This is a genomic window from Plantibacter sp. CFBP 8775 (assembly GCF_014839505.1).
Taxonomy (GTDB): Bacteria; Actinomycetota; Actinomycetes; order Actinomycetales; family Microbacteriaceae; genus Plantibacter; species Plantibacter auratus.
This window is the reverse complement of record NZ_JACYNV010000001.1, coordinates 17209-35624: the sequence shown is the minus strand read 5'-3', so window position 1 is coordinate 35624 and position 18416 is coordinate 17209. Positions and strand designations below refer to the sequence as shown.

The window sequence follows — 18416 nt, the reverse complement described above, 5'->3', positions numbered from 1 at the left end:
CCGCACACTCATCAGGAGGAGAACACCATGGACGACGTCGAGCAGTACATCAAGCCGGACGTCCCGCCGTCCGGGCCCGGTTGCGTCGAGTGCGAGGCGACCGACAGTTGGTGGCTGCATCTCCGCCGCTGCACGTTCTGCGGGCACATCGGATGCTGCGACGACTCCCTGAACAAGCACGCGACGAAGCACGCGACCACCACCGGTCATCGCGTGATCCGCAGCTACGAGCCGGGCGAGGACTGGTTCTACGACTACGGCACGGAGGAGTCGTTCGCCGGTCCCACCCTCGCGCCCCCGCTCAGTCACCCGCGCTCGCAGACGGTCCCCGGGCCGCACGATCGTGTCCCCGCCCAGTGGGAACGACTCCTCGGTTCATGACCGTCGTCGGGGAGGTGGCGATCGCACCACTGCTCGTGTTCGAGCGGTCCTTCGGTCGCGAGGCCTTCGCGATCCGCGACTACCTCACCCGCAGCGGTGTCCCGTTCCAGACGGTGGTGGTCGAGACGGACGAGGACTGTCGGACACAGCTCGGTTCGGGTTTGGCAGAGGCCCGGCTTCCCGTCGTCGCCTTCCCCGACGGCACCCGGCTCGCCGATCCGACGCCCGCGCAGATCGCCGAACACTTCGGGTGGATCAAGCGACCGCAACGCAGCGAGTACGACGTCCTCGTCTACGGTGCCGGACCGGCCGGGCTTTCGGCCGCGGTCTATGCGGCGTCCGAGGGACTCGATGTCGCCGTGGTCGAACGGGACGCCGTCGGCGGTCAGGCCGGTTCCAGCAGCCTCATCGAGAACTACCTCGGCTTCGCGCATGGCATCTCAGGCGCAGCGCTCGCTGAGCAGGCGCGACGACAGGCGATCGCGTTCGGCGCCGAACTGCTCGTCATGCGTCACAGTCTGAGCCGGAGCTTCGGCGACCATCACATGCAGGCCGAGCTCGCGGACGGCTCGCGACTCTCCGCACGGGCGGTCGTCTGCGCGACGGGGGTGCAGTGGCGTCGCCTCGGCTTGCCGAAGGAGGACGAGCTGGAGGGCTCCGGTGTCTACTACGGCGCCGGCACGAGCGAAGCGTCCTCGTGCGTCGGCGAGCACGTCTACATCGTGGGCGGTGCGAACTCGGCGGGCCAGGCGGCGATGAACCTCGCCGCGCACGCTGAGCGGGTCACCGTCCTCGTCCGCGGTCACTCCCTCTCGTCGACGATGTCGACCTACCTCCTGCGCCGCTTGCTCGCGGCCCCCAACGTCGAGATCCTCGTGGACACGACGGTCACCGCACTCCACGGCGAGGACCGCCTGCAGTCACTGACCGTCGACTCGGCCGGGACGACGACCGACGTGCCTGCGTCGCGCCTGTTCATCTGCATCGGCGGGAGCCCCAACACCGCCTGGGCCAGCGACTCCGCGGTCGCGCTGGACCCTCGCGGTTTCCTGCTCACCGGAGGCGACCTGCTGCCGGAGCACCTGTCGGCGTGGCCGCTCCGCCGTCAGCCCCTGCACCTCGAGACGAACCAGCCCGGTGTGTTCGCCGCCGGAGACGTCCGCGCCAACTCCATCAAGCGGGTCGCGTCGGCCGTCGGCGAGGGTGCGATGGCGGTCTCCCTCGTCCATCGCTACCTCGCCGAGACGTTCGGGTAGGCCGAAGCCGACACCGCCCGTTCAGTGGCAGCCGGGCCCGGTCAGGGGCGTCCGGCCGCTCGCCGGGTCATCGCGACACCGGCGAGCACCGTCGTCACCAGTACGAGCGAGACGAAGATCAGTAGCACGTCGATCTCCGGTGCGAAGGTGAGGGCGAAGCCGATGGCGAGCACCGGGAGAGCGAGGCCGCAGTAGGCGATCAGGAACACGAGCGACAGCGTCTCGCCCCGGCGGGCGGGGTCGGCGAGCGATCCGGCGGTCGCGATCGCCGACTTGAACAGGACGCCGACACCGAGTCCGGCGATGACACCGCCGACGAGGAAGACCCCCAGCTGCGGCAGGACCGCCCCCGCGGCGACCGCGGCGAGTCCGACACCGCAGCTGACCGTCGCGATCAGGAGTTGGCGCTGCAACGGGAGTCGGGCGAGCAGCACCTGACCGAGCGCGGCGGCTCCGAACACGGAGAAGGTCGTCACACCGGCGAGCAGGTGGTCGGTGGCGTCGAAGGTGCCGATGAGGATGGTGGGCGCGAGCGAGGTGAACAGTCCGAGGAGCGCGAACCCCGCGACGGCACCGAACCCTGCCGCGATGAACGCCCCGCGGGACGACGCCGGGACCGCGAGGCGCTGTGGTCGATAGCGCCTCCGTGGTTCGCTCTGCTCGACGGTCTCGGGCACGGAGACCATGACGATCGCGGCGATGACGAGCGCGACGAGGAACACCGCGTGCGGGAGCACCAGCGGGTTCGGGAGGAACTCGGCGAAGAGTCCTCCGATGAGTGGTCCGAGGGCGAGACCGCCCAGGTTGCTTGCCCCGGCGACCGATGCCGCGACGATCGAGTTCTCGTCCGGCCGGGCGACCGCGCGCAGTTCGCCGAGGTGCGCGGTCGCCGTCGCGGTGAGCACGCCGACGCTGACGCCGTTGACGACCCGCGCGACGATCAACCCCTCGACGCTGCTCCAGAGGAGGAACAGCACTGCCGACAGCGCCGAGATCAGGATCGCGATGAGCAGCATCCGCCGCCGCCCGACCCAGTCGCTGATGTGGCCGACGAAGAAGAGGCTGAACACGACGCCGACGGCGTAGGCGGCGAAGATGACGGTGATCGTCGATACGGGGAACCCGTCCCTCGCCTGGTACAGCGCGTACAGCGGCGTCGGGACGGTCGAGTAGGCCATCACCAGCAGGAACGTGGTCGCGACGATCCAGAACCCGGCACCGTGGGAGACGCGGGATCGGGTCGAAACAGGGGAGGTCGTCATCGGGTCGCTCGGCTCTCGGTCGGTGTCGACGTCAGGGCAGGATCGAGTCGACGTAGCCGCCGTCGACCCGGAGCGCGCCGCCGGTGGTGCCGGACGCGAGCGGAGAGGCGAGGTACACCACGAGGTTCGCGATCTCGATGGGTTCGAGGAGGCGGCCGATCAGCGACTGCGGGCGGTGCAGCCGCATGAACTCCCGCTGGGCGTCGTCCCACTCGAGCTCGTCGCCGACGAGCTGCCGGACGAAGGTCTCCACGCCCGGCGTGTGGGTGGGGCCGGCGATCACCGAGTTCACCGTCACGCCCGTCCCGGCGGCGGCCTTCGCGAAGCCGCGGCTCACCGCGAGGAGTGCGGTCTTCGACATGCCGTAGTGGATCATCTCCTCGGGGATGACCACGGCGGAGTCGCTGGCGATGTCGACGACACGACCCCAGCCGCGACCGGACATGCCGGGGAGCAGGAGCCGGGTGAGGCGAGCGGCCGACAGCACGTTGACCTCGAACATCGACCGCCACTGCTCGTCGGTGATGTCCAGCGGCGGTACGGCCTCGAAGACACCGAGGTTGTTGACGAGGATGTCGACCTGGCCGGCCTCAGCGACGAGCCGTTCAGCTCCCTCCAGGGTGGTCGCGTCGGCCGTGATCCCACGCACCGACTCCACCGATTCGGTGTCGAGCGAGAGGACGGCGGCCTCGAGGCGGTCGGCGTCGCGGCCGTTGACGATGACGTCCGCCCCCGCCTCGACGAGCCGCGCGGCGATGGCGTAGCCGATCCCGCTCGTCGAGCCGGTCACCAGCGCGGTGCGATGGGTGAGGTCGAGGGGGATGGTCCCCGCGCGTTCGAGTCGCATGAGCGGATCTCCTTGGGCGTCGTGGAGTGGATGGCCCGGATCCCAGGCGGCGGGCCGGTCCGACCGAGGCTACGCCGGCGCCGGGCCGGAGTCTTCGGACGTTCGTCGGCGGCAGGTGCGACAGAAGTCGAATCCGACGTTGGCCGGGGCGCTCTCGTCGGGCAGGATGTGGGGATGAGCCCGCCCCAGCAGGAGCCAGGACCACAGCCCACCCTCGGAGGGCCTTCGCGACGACGCCGCGTCGGGATCTTCCTGTTCGACCAGGTGAAGACGCTCGACTTCGTCGGCCCGGCCGAGGTGTTCACCGAGGCGAACCAGCGCGTCGACGGCTACGACGTCCGGTTCTTCTCCCACGACGGCGAGGACGTCGTCACGTCGATGGGACTCCGGGTCGGCGTGGACGCCGCCGCGGCCGACAGCGGACCGCTCGACCTCGTGATCGTCCCGGGGAGCGAGTCCGCACCACAGGTGTACCGCCCGGAGGAGGTGCAGCGTGCGGTCCGCCACCTCGCGGCCCGAGCCGAGCGGGTGGCATCGATCTGCAGCGGAGCGTTCGCCCTCGCGGTCACCGGGCTCCTCGACGGCAAGTCGGCGACGACCCACTGGAAGTTCACCGGCGCGCTCGCCACCGCCTACCCCTCCATCGACGTCCGCCCCGACTCGATCTTCGTCCGCGACGGCGACACCTACTCCTCGGCCGGGGTAGCCGCCGGGATCGACCTCGCGCTCGCGATCGTGGAGGAGGACCACGGTGCGGACGTCGCACGCTCCATCGCGCAGCTGCTGCTCGTCTACATGCGCAGGTCCGGCGGCCAGTCGCAGTTCTCCGCCTCCGTCCGCGCGAAGCCGGCGCGGACCTCGATCGCGAAGGCCGTCGCGGACTACATCCACGGCGATCCGACCCGGGCGGGATCGTTGGCCGACATCGCCGCACACGCGAACGTCGGCGTCCGCCATCTCAACCGGGTCATCCGGGACGAGCTCGGCATGACGCCCATCCAGTACGTCGGCTCGCTCCGACTCGACGTCGCGCTCGGCATGCTGGAGGCCGGGGACACGGTGGGGCAGGTCGCCGCTGCCGCCGGGTACGCCAGCCCGATCGCCTTCCGCCGCGCGTTCGCGGCACGGTACAACACGACGCCCTCCGAGTACCAGCGACGGTTCCGCACGACGGGTGTCGGCGTGGCCGAGGCGTCCCTGCAGACCCGATCGCGCCTGGCTGACCCGATCGACGGAGCCGTGTCGCCGCGCTAACGGATCGCGATGGCAGCCTCTGGCGTCACGACGCGGAAGCTGAAACTCTCCTCGAGGTACAGGCTCACCGACTCGGCCGAGTGCGCCGCATAGCCGAGGGCGATGTCCTGACCGGATTCGAACAGGAAGTCGCCGCCACGTCGGCTGAGGACGACGGCTCCCTCGATACCAGGCGTCCAGACGACCTCCCCGCCGAGGATCGCCTCGATGTGCGAGGACAGCCGCGCACCACCGCTGTCGTTGCCGCCCGTGACCGACACCCAGCCCGGTGCGTCGATGGCCAGGGCGTAGGGGCCGCCGACCCCGGCCCGCGCGAGCGTCTCGACCGCCGTGGCGACCACCTGTGCGAACCGCGTCGGGTCGTCGTCCCGTGTCAGCGGTGGGTGCGGCGAGGCAGCCGTCGCACCCGTGTACCCGGCCGCGGACCAGCCGGACAGGATCGCCGCGTTCTCCACCGTGGACAAGCGGGTGACCGCGTCGTCGAGCGGGGAGAGGTCCACGTCGAGTGCGCCTCTCGCCGCGCTGTCCAGCTCGCTGCGCATGAGCGCGAAGTCGGCACGCACCTCCGTCAGGGGCAGCGACGCACGCTGTCGGGCGATCACCCCGTCCATCGGGGCGTCGACGACCGCGCCGACACGGCCGATGTCGGTGGAGGAGTGCTCCCAACCCAGCGGGCCGGCGAAGTCGACCACCCGTCGGCCGCCGAGTACCGGGGTGAGGCGCGCACGGGCCTCGTCGTCGAGCATCTGCCAGGTCTCATCGGTGATCGGCGCGAGGTGTCGGAAGAGATGGTTGTTCACGGTCACGTCCTTTCGGGAGCGGTTTGGAGCGAGCCGAGACCGAGGGAACCGTCGGCGGGCTCGGGCGGCGAGGCAGGGATGACGGCGCTCGCCGGATCAGCGGGGCCGGACGGGGCCGGATCGTCGTCCATCGCCTCGAGGAACGCGGCGCTCGGAGCGAAGAACGCGGAGCCGGTCCGGGCGGTCGAGAAGTCGAGGAGTCGGTCGTGGAGTCCCGGTGGGTCACCGATGAACATGCGCTCGAGCATCCGCTCGATGACCCAGAGCCGTCGGGCGTACCCGATGAAGTAGGTGCCGAACTCGCCGCCGGCCGGGCTCCCGAACGGCATGTTGTCGCGGAGGATGTCGTGCTCGGCACCGTCGACGACGATCGTGGACAGGGTCTTGTGCGACTTCTGGCCGGTCTCCGCATCGTCGAGTTCGACGTTGTCGGCCTTCGTGCGGCCGATGATCGCCTCCTGCTGTTCCGTGGTGAGCGCGCGCCAGCGGTCGAGCGGATGCGTGTACTTCTGCACCACGACGTAGCTGCCACCGGCGAAGGCCGGGTCCTCGTCACCGACGAGCGTGGCGTCGGGAAGGTCCTGCCCGACGGGGTTCGCCGTGCCGTCGACGAAGCCGAGCAGGTCGCGGACGTCGAAGTACCGGAAGCCGACCGTCTCGTCCACGACCTCGACGGCGTCGCCGAGCAGGTCCAGGAGCTGCCGCTCGAACTCGAAGCACAGGTCGCGTCTCGCAGCGCGGATGTGGAGCAGGACGTCGCCGGGCGTGGAGGGCGCGGTGTGCCGGTCGCCGACGACCGCGGGGAAGACATGGAGCTCCCTCGGTGCGGGACTGCGCGTGAGCTCACTCCAGACGCGCGCGCCGATCCCGACGGTGCAGGACAGGGCGGCGTCGAGGTCGCGGAAGGCGACGTTCTTCAGGACATCGGCGACACCCGCCAGGGTGCTGCGGACGGTGTCGATCGCGCCGACCGCGTCGCCCACCGTGAGCACGAGGAAGACGGCGGTCCCGCTGAGCGGCGCGTCCACGGCCTGAGGCTCGATCGGGACGCGTCGTGCTGAACTGGTCACGTCGACCTCTACTCGGTGCCAGCGGTCTGCGGGTGCAGCTGCCGCACCGGGGCGACGGTACGGGTCTCCGAAACGCGTCGGCGTCGGCTGGACGCGGACGACCGCTCCGACGCGGTGGGGACGTCGTTCCAGAGGCGGAGCAGCTTCAGCGACAGGTGCAGCGTGCTCCGCTTCAAGCCGTCGGCCAGCGCGTCGCGCACGACCTCCGGCATGGTGTCGAGCCGGTAGTAGAGCGTCGTGCGGTGGATGTGGAGCCGCTCGCACGCGACGACGACGTTGCACCCGGCGTCGAGGTAGGTCTCCACCGTCTCCCGACGCACGGGATCCGCGTGCCAGAGCTCGTCGGCCGCCGGTGACGCCGAGGTCACGAGCTGCGGCCCGCCGCCGATCGCGTGCAGGAGTCGCCACCCGCCGAGATCCTCCGCGCGGGTCGACCCGAGCGCGTCCCCGACCTGACCGACGATCTCGGCAGCGGTGCGCGCCTCGTCGACGACGCCGAGCAGGTCGTCCTCGTCCGCGTGCAGCACGGCCGAACCGATCGCGGAGATACGGACACCGGCCGGCGCGACGGAGCGGACCCACTCGTCGACGGGCGAGGCGGCGCGTCGTTCGGAGGTCACGAGGACGAAGCCGCCGACGTGATCGAGGACGAGCGTGTGGTCGCGGCCGTCGTGACGGAGGGCCCGCGCATACTCGTCCCGCTCCATCGTGCTCGTGGTCCCGAGCAGCACCGAGCGCACGACCACCTCACCGTAGGAGTCGAGCCAGCGCCTCGAGCGCGCGGTCCTGAGCGCGTGGCGCCGCCGATCCCGGTGGTCGCTGAGCATGTCGATGAGGACGAACGCCCGGTCGTCCGAGATGGACCAGGAGCCCTCGGCCGGTTCGATCGTGCTGCGTTCGCTGTTCATCGGTGCCTCCGCGCGGTTGAACGAGTGGTGTCCCGCTCAAGCTAGGACGGATGGCCCTGGGCGAGCGTGGCCCGCCGAGAGCCACCCTGCCCGGATCACGGACGCAGCGGCGTGATCCCCTGCGCTTCCCGGGGGAAGGTCGCCAGGGTCGCCTCGTCGATGTTCAGGTGTGCGGCGACGAGCGACGGCGGCACGTGCGCCAGCCAGTTCGCGAGGGAGACCTCCTCGTAGCGGTCCGTGCGGAACACCTCGAGGAACTGCAGCACGTCGTCACCGGTGTTCTCCACGTAGTGTCCGAGGTTCTTCTTCACGACGCCGATGTCGCCGGGGCGGAAGTCGGTCGTGTTCGCGTGGGGTCCGGTGTTGAACACGGTCATCCTGGCGGATCCGCGCAGGTAGTACTGCCACTCGTCGGCGTTGGGATGCCAGTGCAGCTCGCGCATCGACCCGGGTTCCACCGTCACGAGCGCTGCGGCGACCGACTGCGACAGCGGGAAGTTGGTGCTGTCCGCGATCTGGATGCTCCCGCCGCTGTTCCGGTGGAGTGGCTTGGACCGCGACAGTCGGAAGATGATCGGTTCCGACGCTCCCCACTCGACTCCGGCGTCCTCCTGGTCCTTGGCGAGCGGGCCGGGCTCGTCGCCGGGAAAGATCCAGAGGTTGTGGAGCGGGATGTCCGCGAAGGTCTCCTGGGCCACCCCGAAGTTCTTCGCCAGCACGTCCGGCGGCGTGTGGGCGAACCAGTCCGTGAGCAGCAGGGTGTTGGACTCCGACTGGTCGCCGTCGTCGAAGGCGAGCACGAACTCGGCGCCATCGGGACCCAGCCCCTGCAGGGAGTGCGGCGTCCCGGCGGGGAAGAACCACAGATCGCCTTCCTCCACGTCCTCGACGCTGGGCATCCCGGATCGGCTGAGGGTGGTGACCCGGCACCTGCCACGGGTCATGACGGCCCACTCGGCCGTCTGGTGCCAGTGGAGCTCGCGGATGCCGCCTGACTCGAGGTACATGTTCACGCCGGCGATCTCGTCGGAGATTGCGAAGTCCTGCTTCGTCACCTCGCGCGCCCACCCGCCATCCTGCACACGGCGGGGCGAGATGTTGAAGGACGACCAGAAGAACGCCTGCGTGCTGATGTCGGTTCCCGGAGCGTCGATCTGATTCGGGAACTGGCTTGCGACTGCCGGGTTCTGCGGGCCGGTCATCTGTGTGCTCTGCGGGTGGCGGAACGTGTTCACCTCGCCCTCCGCCGGAAGATCCGGGTTGCCCAGACTCGGGGTCTCGTGGTGCGGGACGGTGTCGTCCGTCGAATCCATGGTGTCCTCCTCGCTCCGCCGCCCTGCGGCCTGGATCGTCTCCAGCCCAGCAGGGACGGCACGACAACCCTTCCGACGGATGACGAGATCGTGCCCGTCGGCGGTCGGATCGTAGCGGCCCGCTCGTCAGGTCCGGTCGGGGGACTGCCCGGCGAGGACCGCGAGCAGCCGTGCCGAAGCCTCGTCGCACGCTCGCCAGACCACGAGACTCATGCCGAAGTGCTCGGGGACCTCCAACTGGAGGTAGCGCAGCTCGAGGCGCCCGAGATCCGGACGGTCGAAGGTGAACGACTCGGCCGCATCGGGTCGAAGGCCCGGCTCCAGCCCGGCCCAGGCCTCGGCGAAGCGGTTGTTCCCGGAGCGGAGTTCGTCCACGAGGCCCTCGAAGACCGCGTCCCACTCATGGGTGCCGAGCGACTTCCGGAGTTCGCCCACCACATGCTCGGTGACGAGGCCGGGATCGGGACTCGCCCGGAGGACCTCCGGGCGGAGGAACGTCGAGCGCAGCAGGTTGGCTCCTGGACGGAAGGCCTGCGACAACGCCTGGGCGAGGTGGTTGGCGTGCAGCACCGTGAAGTGGCGGTCATGGACGAACGCGGGGACGGTCGACCAGGAGTCGACGAGATCGACCAGGTCCTGAGGGAGCCGATCGGCGGGTCCGCGCTCAACCATGCGACCACGATAGTGACGTCGGGCGGCGACCGGGTGGGACGCGCAGGGTCAGGCTCAGCGAACGACCGATCGTCGGTCGACATGTCCAGAAACGACCCATGATCGGCCGCGGAAGGATGCATACAGACGAGCTTGCTGGGGGAGGATTGGCGTCGATCCCACTCGCTCTCCGGAGGACGCGGCGATGTCACCAACTCGGCTGTCGAATGCTCTCGGCGAGTTCCTCCGCGCGCGCCGGGAGTTCGTGCGGCCAGAGCAGGTCGGCATCGGCGCCGACACGTCCCGACGGGTGCCGGGCCTGCGCCGCGAGGAGGTCGCGCACCTTGCGAGCATCAGCCCCGAGTACTACCTGCGGATCGAGCAGGGTCGTGTGCGGCGGCCGTCGGAGCAGGTCCTCCTCGGGCTCGCCCGTGCCCTGCTGCTGGACGACAGTGGACGCCGATACCTGCTCCGGTTGGCGAGCCCGAGGCCGTTCATGCGCGCGGTCGACGACCGGTCGACGCGACTCGACGACCGGGTCGCCCGGCTCCTCGCGCACTGGTCCGGCACGCCCGCGTACGTGAGCGACGACAATCAGTACGTCGTCGCCGCGAACGCGCTCGCGCGGGCATGGGTGCCGCCGGGCATGCTCGACCCCGGGGTCAACCTGCTCGTCTCGGCCTTCGAGCAGTACGCCGACTTCCGAGGCACCACGTCGCCCGACGCACCGGAGTACGAGCGCATGCACCGGGAGTGGGAAGGGACCCTCCGCGACCTCACCGCCCCGCTCCGCTACTACGGCCGACCGGACGATCCGCGCCTCCAGGAGATCGTCGGGATGCTTTCGGCACGGCACCCGGTGTTCCGGACGATCTGGGCGGAACACCTCGTCAAACCGCAGATGTCCCGGCGGACGCGCACGTTCATCGAGCCGCTCGGCTGGGTCGACTTCCGGGCGCAGACCTTCGAGGTCCCGCACACGGACCAGTTCCTCACGGTGTTCTTCGACGAGCCAGGCTCAGCTGCGGCGGCGGCGATCGCCTACCTCGCAGCTCGGGACGAGCTTCAGCGGGAGGGCACCGGATCGCTCGAGGTGGAGGGCTCGTCCGGCGAGACCGCCTCGGACAGCCGCTTCAGCCGCGCCCGGGACGATGCTCCCGACGGGACGAAGACCAGCAGCAGGTCGCCCTCGGGCCCGGGAGCGTTCAAGACGTTGTAGACCATCCGGACCTCCCCGGCCGGCGTGGGGAAGACGATGGGGCCCGACGTCCCGGAGTGCCCGTCGCCCGAGGCCCAGGTCTGAGCGAAGTCGCGAGACTTCGCGGAGAGTTCACCGATGATCCGAGCCGCCGGACGATCCGTATCGTGCTCCTCGACCGACCGCTTGAGGAGCTCCGCGGTGGTCTCGGACATCCGGGTCCACAGCGGATCGCCGACGACCCGGTCGGGGGAGAGGAACGCGAAGCGCGCCAGGTTGACGCCGGTGTGGAACGCCGGCGTCAAGCGTGCCGCCGCCGGATTCGCCTCGAGGACGTCCAGCGTGCGGTCGCAGAGGACCACGGGTACCTCTCGCCAGGAGTCGATGAAGTCCCTGATCCGGTCCCGGCGCTCACGCACGCCCTCGTTCGCGATCATGCGTCCACGGTAGGCGCTGCGACCGCCGTCGGCTACCCCTCTGGTGCCCGTCGGCCCACCTCGGTCAGCGTGCGCCGGTCATCGCTCCTGATGGCGGTCAGTCGGCCCGGGCGGCGAGGTAGGCGAGCACCGCGGCCCCTGGGGAGCCGCGCTCTGCGAAGACCGTCGTCAACTGATGACCGGGCCAGTCGGGGACGAGGAGGTGCTGATACTGCAGCTCGACGGTCCCGAACTCGTCGATCGAGGCCCGAAGTGGACCGCCGGCGAGTGGACGGGCGTCATGGCGAGCCCACAGGCGGGCGAACAGCGGACTGCGGGCGGTGAGCTCCTCGACGATCGTCCGCAACCGAGGGCTGCTCGGATCGCTGCTGTAGCGGAGCGCTGCGACCACGGCCGGAGCGCTCACCTCCCACTCCGGGGCGATGGACCGCACCCGATCGTCGAAGTACCCGAGCACGTCGTTCTGCCCGACGTCGAGGAGGCCGCCGCCGATGCGTCGCGCGAGCGCGTTCGATGCGACGATGTCCCGGTTGCCGTCGGTGATGTACGCCCCGGTGTCCGACCAGTGGTCGAGGAGTGTCGTGTCCGGGACGGATCGTCCGGCCGGTGCTGGCGTGCCGGCGTCCAACGGTCGGCGCTCGGCCGGGAAGAGGTCGACGTCATAGGCGAGCCGGAAGAGGTAGTCCACGGCGTGCTCGTCGAGTCGAAGGGCCCGACCGATGCCCGCCAGCACCTCTTCCGACGGGCGCTGATCCCGCCCCTGCTCGAGGCGGAGGTAGTAGTCGGCGCTGACGTCCGCGAGGGCTGCCACCTCGGTGCGTCGGAGTCCGGCGACCCGCCGCCCGTCCTCCGGGACGAACCCCGCGTCCTCCGGTCGGACCAGTCCTCGACGAGCCCTGAGGTAGTCGCCGAGCGCGGCCGCCCGCGTGATTCCGGTCTCCGATGCTCCCTGCGTCATGGCCCGGTCAGAGTCCGCGCGACACCGCGGCTGCCGCTGCGAGCCACGCCCGCTGCGTGCTCGACCGCAGGGCGTCGTGACGGATGACGCCGTTCTTCAAGGCGGGATCGAAGGGGACGACGACCACGTCGCGCACGTAGGGTCGGAAGTCCTCGGCGTACGCGTTGGCGATCGACGTGTCCTTGGCCTCGGCCTCGGAGACGATGACGACGGCATTCCGCGCGAGTTCAGCACCGCGCTCGCTCACGCGGCTGACGGCGGTGAGGGTGAGCCGCGCGCCCTCCTTCTTGTCCTCGACGGTCGTGGTCGGGATGACGAGCTGGTCGGTCAGCTCCACCATGCGCCGCCAGTTGGGGGCACCGGCAGAGTTGCCCGAGTCCATGACGATCAGGCGGTAGTACTTCGCGAGGACGCGATGGACGAGGTCGACCTCGTCGGCGGTCACCACATGCTCGCCGTCGGCCGCGGATCGCAGCACCTCGTACTTGTCGCCGGGCTGGTGGTGGACGAACCGCGACAGGTCGGCTCGCTCGGCGCCGGGGGAGAGGAGGTCACTCGCCGCGGCGAGGAGGTCGAGGACGGTCGAATCATGGCCGCCCTGCTCGGTCCGCCAGCCGAGCGTGCCCATGGTCTCGTTGTTGTCCCAGGCCGCGACGCCGCCACCGCCGTACCGGGCGAAGACGGACGACAGGTTGACGACGGTCGGCGTCTTGTTGGCGCCGCCCTTCTGGTTCGCGACGGAGATGGTGCGACGCCTCGGGAAGTGGCGTGACACGGCGTGGACGTCGTCACGCTCGGCGCGCTCGCTCGCGGACGGCGGCACCGAGAAGCCGAGCTTGTTGAGCAGGCCGGCGAGCCCGTGCTGCGCCGGGCCGATCGTGGGCGGCGCGAGGAACGAGGGCGCATCGCGCAGGTCGCGGCGAGCCGGGGCGGCCGGCAGGCCCGGAGCCTGCTGCTGCTGTGGGATCGGGTGCTGCTGCTGCGCGGGCGCGGCCGGCAGTGCCTGCACCGAATGCTGGGCCGGGACCGCCCGCTGCGCCGGCACCGGCTGCTGCGCGTTCGGCTGGTTCGAGACCGGCTGGAACGGCGGTGTGCCGAACGCGGGCTGCTGCACGGTCGGGCGCTGCGGCGGGACGGGCTGTGGTGCCGAGGTCGCCTGCGGGTTGGCGGAGACCGGCGGCGTGGGCTGCGCCGGGACCGGCGCAGCCGTCGACGGCTGGGCGGGGGTGGCGCGGGGCGGTGTCTGCGGCTGAACCGGGGCCGGACGCGCGGGTCCCGGCTGGGCGGGCGCGGGCGGTGGAGCTTGGATGAGCGGCACCCGTTGCGCGGCAGCGGGCGGTGGCGTGGTCCGTTGTGCGGTGCGCGCGGGCGCTGCGGACTGTGGTTCCTCCTGCAGTTCGCCGTCGACACCGATGAGGAGCACGGTGACGCTCGTGGGGTCGGTCACCGTCACGCGGATCGGTCGACCCGCCTTCCGGGCCTCCGCCTGCATCAGTTCGACGAGCTGGCGGCGGGCCGTTCCCGCGTCGGTGGCGGTCAGGTACTGCTCGGCGGTGCCGACGCGGAACACGCCGGAATTGTCCGCCAGCAGCGATGCCGTCATCGGCGGGAAGTCCTGTATCGAGGCCTTGTCGATCATGCTCTCACTCCTTCGCGGCGGGGGTGAACCCGTCCCCACTATGCCTTAGTACGGCGCATGTCGGATTTCCGGCCCCAGCCGTGACGCCTCGCCGAGGGCGCGCCTTCGATCGTCTCCAAGCGCTTCAAGGAGTGGATTGCGCGCCGTCGGTGTGGCCCGCGAGGCCGACGTACATCGAGCGGTGGAGCTCCGCGACGTGGTCGAAGGCAAGGCGACTCGCTGCTGCCGCATCGCCGTCACGGAGCGCGGCGACGAGCAGAGCATGCTCCTCGTTCGACGCGCGCAGGTACTCGATCCGGTAGGGGATGAAGTAGGAGTACAGCTCGCGGGACACGCGGTCGTGGAGGTCGGCCGCCCCCGGCACGCCTGCCGACACCGCCAGCTCGGCGTGGAACGCCGCATCGGCTTCGCGGAACCTGCTCCAGTCCGGCTCCGTTCGCATGGTCGCCACGAGGTCGTCGAGTCGACGCAGGGACGACGCTTCCGGTTCGGCCGCCGAGAGCGCCGCCAGCCCGGCTTCGAGCGTCGCGCGCTGGTCGATGAGCGCGTGCACGTGGACGGCGTCCTCGCGGTAGGCGGCGATCTCGGGCACGGTGCCCACCGCGGGCGCATCCGCGATGAACGTGCCACCCGTGTTGCCCTGCCTCCGGACGACGACGCCCTCGTCGCTCAACGCCCGATAGGCGCGCCGCACCGACATCTCGCTGACCCCGAACGCTCGAGCCGCTTCCTCGGGTGCCGGGAGCCGTTGGCCGGGCACCAGCATCCCGAGCTCCAGCGCCAGCGAGATGCGCGCGCGGACGGTGTCGACGGCGGTCGTCCGGCGGATCGCTCCGAGTGAGGGCGAACCCAGATCCATGGCACCCTCGTCTCGTCGCTGATCGACTCCGCGACCCTGGGTCAGCCGGCGGTCGGTTGGTCGGCGGTCGCCTCGCTCACCGCGCCGTCCGGCTCGGCGTCCAGAGGGAACCGCTTCCCCAACACGATACCGATCAGCATGGCGACCACGGGGATGAGGGCGAGCACGACACTCACGGTGACGCTTCCGCCGGTGACGAGCGTGAAGTTCGACAGCACGAGCCACAGCGCGAACGCGAGTCCGACCACCGCGAGGATCGGGAACACCCGCGCACCCCACGTGCGGCCGGCGACCAGCTCGGGTCGGCGCGCGAAGAACACGAGGACGGCGACCGAGGTCGTCAGCATGAGCAGCACCATCCCGACGGTCGCCACCCCGGCCATGGATCCGAAGACCCCGACGAGCGGGTCGAGGCCGGCGATGGCGAGCCCGGCGAGGACGATGGCCGCCGTCACGGTCTGCACGATCGAGGAGGTCGACGGCGAGTGGTGTGCGGGGTGACGCCGGCCGAGACGGGCGGGCAGCACCGCCTTCTGCGCCAGCGTGAACTGGTAGCGCGCGATGACGTTGTGGAAGGACAGCACGCACGCGAACAGGCTCGTGATGAGCAGCACCTGGACGACGTCGCGCATGATCGGGCCGAGGTAGGTCGTCGTCGTGTCGAGCAGGAGGTTGCCCTCGCCGGCGAGCGTCTGCTGGGCGACCGCGACGGCGTTCCCCGCGCCGACGCCCGTCACGAGCGCCCAGCAGGAGATGGCGTAGAACACGCCGATGATGACGACGGCCAGGTACGTGGCTCGCGGGATGGTGCGTTCCGGGTTGCGCGCCTCGTCTCGGAAGACCGCGGTCGCCTCGAATCCGATGAAGCCGGTGAGCGCGAAGAGCACGGCGACGCCGATCCCACCGGTGAAGATGTTGGCGGGGTCGAAGGTCTCGACCGCGATGCCGTCCGCACCGCCCGTCGCGAAGATGACGACGTCGAGCACGACGACCACGAGGATCTCGAGCGTCAGGGCGATGCCCAGCACCTTCGCGCTCAGGTCGATGTGCCGGTAGCCGAGCACCGCGACGATCGCCATCGTCGCGAAGGAGTACAGCCACCAGGGCAGGCTCGGGCCGCCGAAGTACGTGACGAGGTCGTCGAGCGCCCACCCCATGTAGCCGTACACGCCCACCTGGATCGCCGTGTAGGCCACGAGCGCGGTGAACGCGGAACCGAGGCCGAGGCGCGAGCCGAGTCCGGCCGTCACGTAGGAGAAGAACGCGCCCGCCTCGCGGACGAACGGCGTCATGGTGACGAAGCCGACGGAGAAGACGAGGAGGATGACGGCGGCGAGGGCGAAGCCGATCGGGGCTCCGGCGCCGTTGCCGGTGCCGATCGCGATGGGGACGTTGCCGCCGATCACGGTGAGTGGTGCGGCGGCGGCGATCACCATGAAGACGATGGAGCCGGTACCGAGCTGGCCGTCGAGGCGCTGACGCGGCTCGGCGATGGGGTTCACGGTCATGAGGTCACTTTCCAGGGGAGTCGGGGGACTCGGAGGGGAGGGGAGGAAGGACGGGATCCTTCAATACAGCTCGGCGCGGCGGTCGGCGAGGTAGGGGTTCTCCTGCCTGGCGCGCTTGGTGGCCTCGGGATCGATCGTGGCGATCATGAGACCGACGGCGTCCCCGTCGAGCGCGTCGAGGACCACGCCGTCCGGGCCGACGATGCTGCTGCGACCGACGTAGGTGAGGTCTCCTTCGGAGCCGACGCGGTTGACGTAGACGAGGTGGACCTGGTTCTCCCAGGCGCGCACCGGGATGAGCCGCTCGGCGATGTGCGCGTACGGCTCCATCTGCGCGGTGGGGACGATCACGACGTCAGCACCGTCGAGGGCCGCCGCGCGGACGGTCTCGGGGAACTCGACGTCGTAACAGATGAGGACGGCGACGCGGACGCCACCCAGGTCGACGGTCGGTGCGAGGGTGTCACCGGCCACGAAGAGCTGTCGGTCGAGCTCGCCGAACAGGTGCGTCTTGCGGTACCGGAGCAGCTCGATTCCGTCAGGACCGACGAGGACGAGGGCGTTCGCGACGGCTCCGCCGGGGAGTGGTTCGGGCAGGCCGGCGAGGATCGCGATCCCGGTCTCGTCTGCGATGGCGGCGACCCGGTCGACCAGCTCCGGGGTGGCGAGCGGGGCGAGGCGGTCGCCGAGGTTGTAGCCGGTGACGAACATCTCGGGGGTGACGAGCAGATCCGCGCCGCGATCCGATGCCTGTCTGGCGGCGTCGGCGACGAGCGCGAGGTTCGCCTCGACGTCTCCGGGGACGCCGTGGTGCTGAAGTCCGGCGATGGTCAGGGTCATGGCGGTGGAGCTCCTCGGTGGGCGTGCGTCGATGCACTCAGTAAACAGCTCAAAGTGAAATGTTTGATGTCCATCATGTTTCGATCCGGTTTCACCCGCAAGAGGCGAGGGACATACTGGGGGCGTGCGTGCCCTTCCTGTCGACGTCCCGATCGTGCTCGGCCCCTTCGGGGGCCTGTCCTCCGTCGAGCTCACCGCGACGGTGAGTGAGCTGGGCGGCCTGGGTTCCTTCGGTCTCTACGGCTACGACGCCGAGCGCATCGAGCGGACGGTCACGGCGCTCCGCGAGCGGACCGCGGCGCCCTTCGCGCTGAACCTGTGGCTGCCGCGTGGAGACGAGCTGTCGCCCGACGACTCCGAGGCGTCCTTCGCAGCCGCGGTCGAGGCGCTCAGATCCGTGTTCGACGAGTTGTCGCTCGAGCTGCCCGATCGCCCGGCCCGGTACGTGCCGCCGTTCGACGAGCAGATCGAGGCCGTCCTGGAGGTGCGGCCCGCCGTGGTCAGCTTCGTCTTCGGGGTTCCGCCGCGGCCGGTGGTCGACGCGGCGCACGAGCGGGGCATCGTCGTGGTCGGGACGGCGACCACGGTTGCCGAGGGACTCGCCCTGCAGGAGGGCGGCGTCGACGTCGTCGTCGGCACGGGCATGGAGGCCGGCGGTCACCGCGTCTCGTTCCTGCGAGCAGCCGAGGACTCCCTCGTCGGCCTGGTCGCCCTGATCCCGCAGCTCGTCGACGCCTTGGACGTCCCGGTGATCGCCGCCGGCGGTATCGCCGACCGACGTGGTGTCGCCGCCGCACGGGCGCTCGGCGCCGCCGGCGTGCAGGTCGGGACCGCCTTCCTCCGCACGAGCGTCTCCGCTGCGACGGCCGAGCATCGGGCGGCCATCGTTGCGACGCCCGCCGACGGCACCGTCCTCACGCGCGCGATGAGCGGCAGGCTCGGCCGGGGTGTCCCGAACCGGGTGCTGCGACAGATCGAGGCGTCGAGGGTCGTCGCCCCGTTCCCGGTCCAGAACTGGCTGACCGGGCGGTTCCGCACCGTCGCCTCCGAGCGGGGCGTCGCGGACCTCCAAGGCTTCTGGGCTGGGCAGGCGTCACTGCTGACCCGGGATCGGGCCGATGCTGCGGCCGTCTTCGTGGAACTCGCCGCGGGCCTGTCGGTCCCACCCAGGGCACCCTGACCCCGGTCCGCGTCCCCCGCAGGACCGCGTAAGCTGGAGAGGACTTCCTGCAAGA

Annotated in this window: 17 protein-coding genes and 1 pseudogene; 5 read left to right on the top strand and 13 right to left on the bottom strand. The window is 70.5% G+C overall.

The window, feature by feature from the left end; all coding sequences use genetic code 11:
• Nucleotides 1-27: 27 nt before the first annotated feature.
• Both IFR14_RS00175 and IFR14_RS00170 read left to right on the top strand, forming a co-directional pair.
• A complete protein-coding gene (locus IFR14_RS00175; RefSeq protein ID WP_191939872.1) occupies nucleotides 28-381 on the top strand; it encodes a UBP-type zinc finger domain-containing protein in 354 nt (117 codons plus the stop codon).
• A complete protein-coding gene (locus IFR14_RS00170; protein WP_191939871.1) occupies nucleotides 378-1637 on the top strand; it encodes an FAD-dependent oxidoreductase in 1260 nt (419 codons plus the stop codon). The genes IFR14_RS00175 and IFR14_RS00170 overlap by 4 nt, the downstream gene beginning before the upstream one ends.
• Before the next feature lie 41 nt (nucleotides 1638-1678).
• On the opposite strand, the gene IFR14_RS00165 is transcribed toward IFR14_RS00170, so the two are convergent.
• Together IFR14_RS00165 and IFR14_RS00160 are read right to left on the bottom strand one after the other, a co-directional pair.
• Complete coding sequence (locus IFR14_RS00165) at nucleotides 1679-2899, bottom strand: MFS transporter (protein WP_191939870.1); 1221 nt, start codon at nucleotides 2897-2899, stop codon at nucleotides 1679-1681.
• Between the two features lie 31 nt (nucleotides 2900-2930).
• Nucleotides 2931-3746 (bottom strand): SDR family NAD(P)-dependent oxidoreductase, encoded by an 816-nt coding sequence (locus IFR14_RS00160; protein ID WP_194718731.1) that lies wholly within the window; start codon nucleotides 3744-3746, stop codon nucleotides 2931-2933.
• 174 nt (nucleotides 3747-3920) lie between these two features.
• Here IFR14_RS00160 and IFR14_RS00155 point away from each other — a divergent pair, with 174 nt between their 5' ends.
• A complete protein-coding gene (locus IFR14_RS00155) occupies nucleotides 3921-5000 on the top strand; it encodes a GlxA family transcriptional regulator (RefSeq protein WP_191939869.1) in 1080 nt (359 codons plus the stop codon).
• Here IFR14_RS00155 and IFR14_RS00150 read toward each other — a convergent pair.
• The 5 genes from IFR14_RS00150 to IFR14_RS00130 form a co-directional block, all read right to left on the bottom strand.
• Entirely contained in the window at nucleotides 4997-5800 is an 804-nt protein-coding gene (locus tag IFR14_RS00150; protein ID WP_191939868.1) for a family 1 encapsulin nanocompartment shell protein, read from the bottom strand. The two genes, IFR14_RS00155 and IFR14_RS00150, sit on opposite strands and share 4 nt — an antisense overlap.
• Before the next feature lie 2 nt (nucleotides 5801-5802).
• Nucleotides 5803-6870 carry a Dyp-type peroxidase gene (locus IFR14_RS00145; RefSeq protein ID WP_342365607.1) on the bottom strand — a complete coding sequence of 356 codons (1068 nt, stop codon included), beginning with the start codon at nucleotides 6868-6870 and terminating at the stop codon, nucleotides 5803-5805.
• An 8-nt stretch (nucleotides 6871-6878) separates the two neighbouring features.
• On the bottom strand, nucleotides 6879-7778 hold the full coding sequence (locus IFR14_RS20660) for a helix-turn-helix domain-containing protein (RefSeq protein WP_191939867.1): 900 nt from the start codon (nucleotides 7776-7778) through the stop codon (nucleotides 6879-6881).
• 95 nt (nucleotides 7779-7873) lie between these two features.
• Entirely contained in the window at nucleotides 7874-9091 is a 1218-nt protein-coding gene (locus IFR14_RS00135) for a cupin domain-containing protein (protein WP_159876330.1), read from the bottom strand.
• Between the two features lie 126 nt (nucleotides 9092-9217).
• Nucleotides 9218-9763, bottom strand: a complete 546-nt coding sequence (locus IFR14_RS00130) for an MmyB family transcriptional regulator (protein WP_191939866.1) — start codon at nucleotides 9761-9763, stop codon at nucleotides 9218-9220.
• Between the two features lie 184 nt (nucleotides 9764-9947).
• Here IFR14_RS00130 and IFR14_RS00125 point away from each other — a divergent pair.
• Nucleotides 9948-10769, top strand: a pseudogene (locus IFR14_RS00125) (helix-turn-helix transcriptional regulator); the annotation flags it as partial.
• Between the two features lie 38 nt (nucleotides 10770-10807).
• On the opposite strand, the gene IFR14_RS20655 reads toward IFR14_RS00125, so the two are convergent.
• The 6 genes from IFR14_RS20655 to IFR14_RS00100 all read right to left on the bottom strand — a co-directional run bounded on the left by IFR14_RS20655 (nucleotide 10808) and on the right by IFR14_RS00100 (nucleotide 17181).
• Nucleotides 10808-11377, bottom strand: a complete 570-nt coding sequence (locus IFR14_RS20655; protein ID WP_159876324.1) for an MmyB family transcriptional regulator — start codon at nucleotides 11375-11377, stop codon at nucleotides 10808-10810.
• Between the two features lie 97 nt (nucleotides 11378-11474).
• On the bottom strand, nucleotides 11475-12335 hold the full coding sequence (locus IFR14_RS00120) for a helix-turn-helix transcriptional regulator (RefSeq protein WP_191939865.1): 861 nt from the start codon (nucleotides 12333-12335) through the stop codon (nucleotides 11475-11477).
• Between the two features lie 7 nt (nucleotides 12336-12342).
• Nucleotides 12343-13974: a chromosome partitioning protein ParA gene (locus tag IFR14_RS00115; RefSeq protein WP_191939864.1), complete on the bottom strand. Its 1632-nt coding sequence runs from the start codon at nucleotides 13972-13974 to the stop codon at nucleotides 12343-12345.
• Between the two features lie 124 nt (nucleotides 13975-14098).
• The gene (locus tag IFR14_RS00110) at nucleotides 14099-14833 is read right to left on the bottom strand and encodes a FadR/GntR family transcriptional regulator (protein WP_137243039.1); all 735 of its coding nucleotides are present in this window, start codon (nucleotides 14831-14833) and stop codon (nucleotides 14099-14101) included.
• Between the two features lie 41 nt (nucleotides 14834-14874).
• On the bottom strand, nucleotides 14875-16341 hold the full coding sequence (locus tag IFR14_RS00105) for an APC family permease (protein ID WP_137243040.1): 1467 nt from the start codon (nucleotides 16339-16341) through the stop codon (nucleotides 14875-14877).
• A 60-nt stretch (nucleotides 16342-16401) separates the two neighbouring features.
• Nucleotides 16402-17181: a carbon-nitrogen hydrolase family protein gene (locus IFR14_RS00100; RefSeq protein ID WP_191939863.1), complete on the bottom strand. Its 780-nt coding sequence runs from the start codon at nucleotides 17179-17181 to the stop codon at nucleotides 16402-16404.
• Between the two features lie 124 nt (nucleotides 17182-17305).
• Here IFR14_RS00100 and IFR14_RS00095 point away from each other — a divergent pair, with 124 nt between their 5' ends.
• Nucleotides 17306-18361, top strand: coding sequence for a nitronate monooxygenase (locus IFR14_RS00095; protein WP_191939862.1), 1056 nt, complete (start codon nucleotides 17306-17308; stop codon nucleotides 18359-18361).
• The last annotated feature ends 55 nt before the right edge of the window (nucleotides 18362-18416 follow it).

Excerpts from the sequence above, each read along its gene's own strand:
- IFR14_RS20660 (WP_191939867.1), bottom strand. The coding sequence starts at position 7,778 with ATGAACAGCGAACGCAGCACGATCGAACCGGCCGAGGGCTCCTGGTCC.
- IFR14_RS20655 (WP_159876324.1), bottom strand. The coding sequence starts at position 11,377 with ATGATCGCGAACGAGGGCGTGCGTGAGCGCCGGGACCGGATCAGGGAC.
- IFR14_RS00155 (WP_191939869.1), top strand. The coding sequence starts at position 3,921 with ATGAGCCCGCCCCAGCAGGAGCCAGGACCACAGCCCACCCTCGGAGGG.
- IFR14_RS00115 (WP_191939864.1), bottom strand. The coding sequence starts at position 13,974 with ATGATCGACAAGGCCTCGATACAGGACTTCCCGCCGATGACGGCATCG.
- IFR14_RS00130 (WP_191939866.1), bottom strand. The coding sequence starts at position 9,763 with ATGGTTGAGCGCGGACCCGCCGATCGGCTCCCTCAGGACCTGGTCGAT.
- IFR14_RS00135 (WP_159876330.1), bottom strand. The coding sequence starts at position 9,091 with ATGGATTCGACGGACGACACCGTCCCGCACCACGAGACCCCGAGTCTG.
- IFR14_RS00160 (WP_194718731.1), bottom strand. The coding sequence starts at position 3,746 with ATGCGACTCGAACGCGCGGGGACCATCCCCCTCGACCTCACCCATCGC.
- IFR14_RS00175 (WP_191939872.1), top strand. The coding sequence starts at position 28 with ATGGACGACGTCGAGCAGTACATCAAGCCGGACGTCCCGCCGTCCGGG.
- IFR14_RS00165 (WP_191939870.1), bottom strand. The coding sequence starts at position 2,899 with ATGACGACCTCCCCTGTTTCGACCCGATCCCGCGTCTCCCACGGTGCC.
- IFR14_RS00105 (WP_137243040.1), bottom strand. The coding sequence starts at position 16,341 with ATGACCGTGAACCCCATCGCCGAGCCGCGTCAGCGCCTCGACGGCCAG.
- IFR14_RS00100 (WP_191939863.1), bottom strand. The coding sequence starts at position 17,181 with ATGACCCTGACCATCGCCGGACTTCAGCACCACGGCGTCCCCGGAGAC.
- IFR14_RS00170 (WP_191939871.1), top strand. The coding sequence starts at position 378 with ATGACCGTCGTCGGGGAGGTGGCGATCGCACCACTGCTCGTGTTCGAG.
- IFR14_RS00110 (WP_137243039.1), bottom strand. The coding sequence starts at position 14,833 with ATGGATCTGGGTTCGCCCTCACTCGGAGCGATCCGCCGGACGACCGCC.
- IFR14_RS00120 (WP_191939865.1), bottom strand. The coding sequence starts at position 12,335 with ATGACGCAGGGAGCATCGGAGACCGGAATCACGCGGGCGGCCGCGCTC.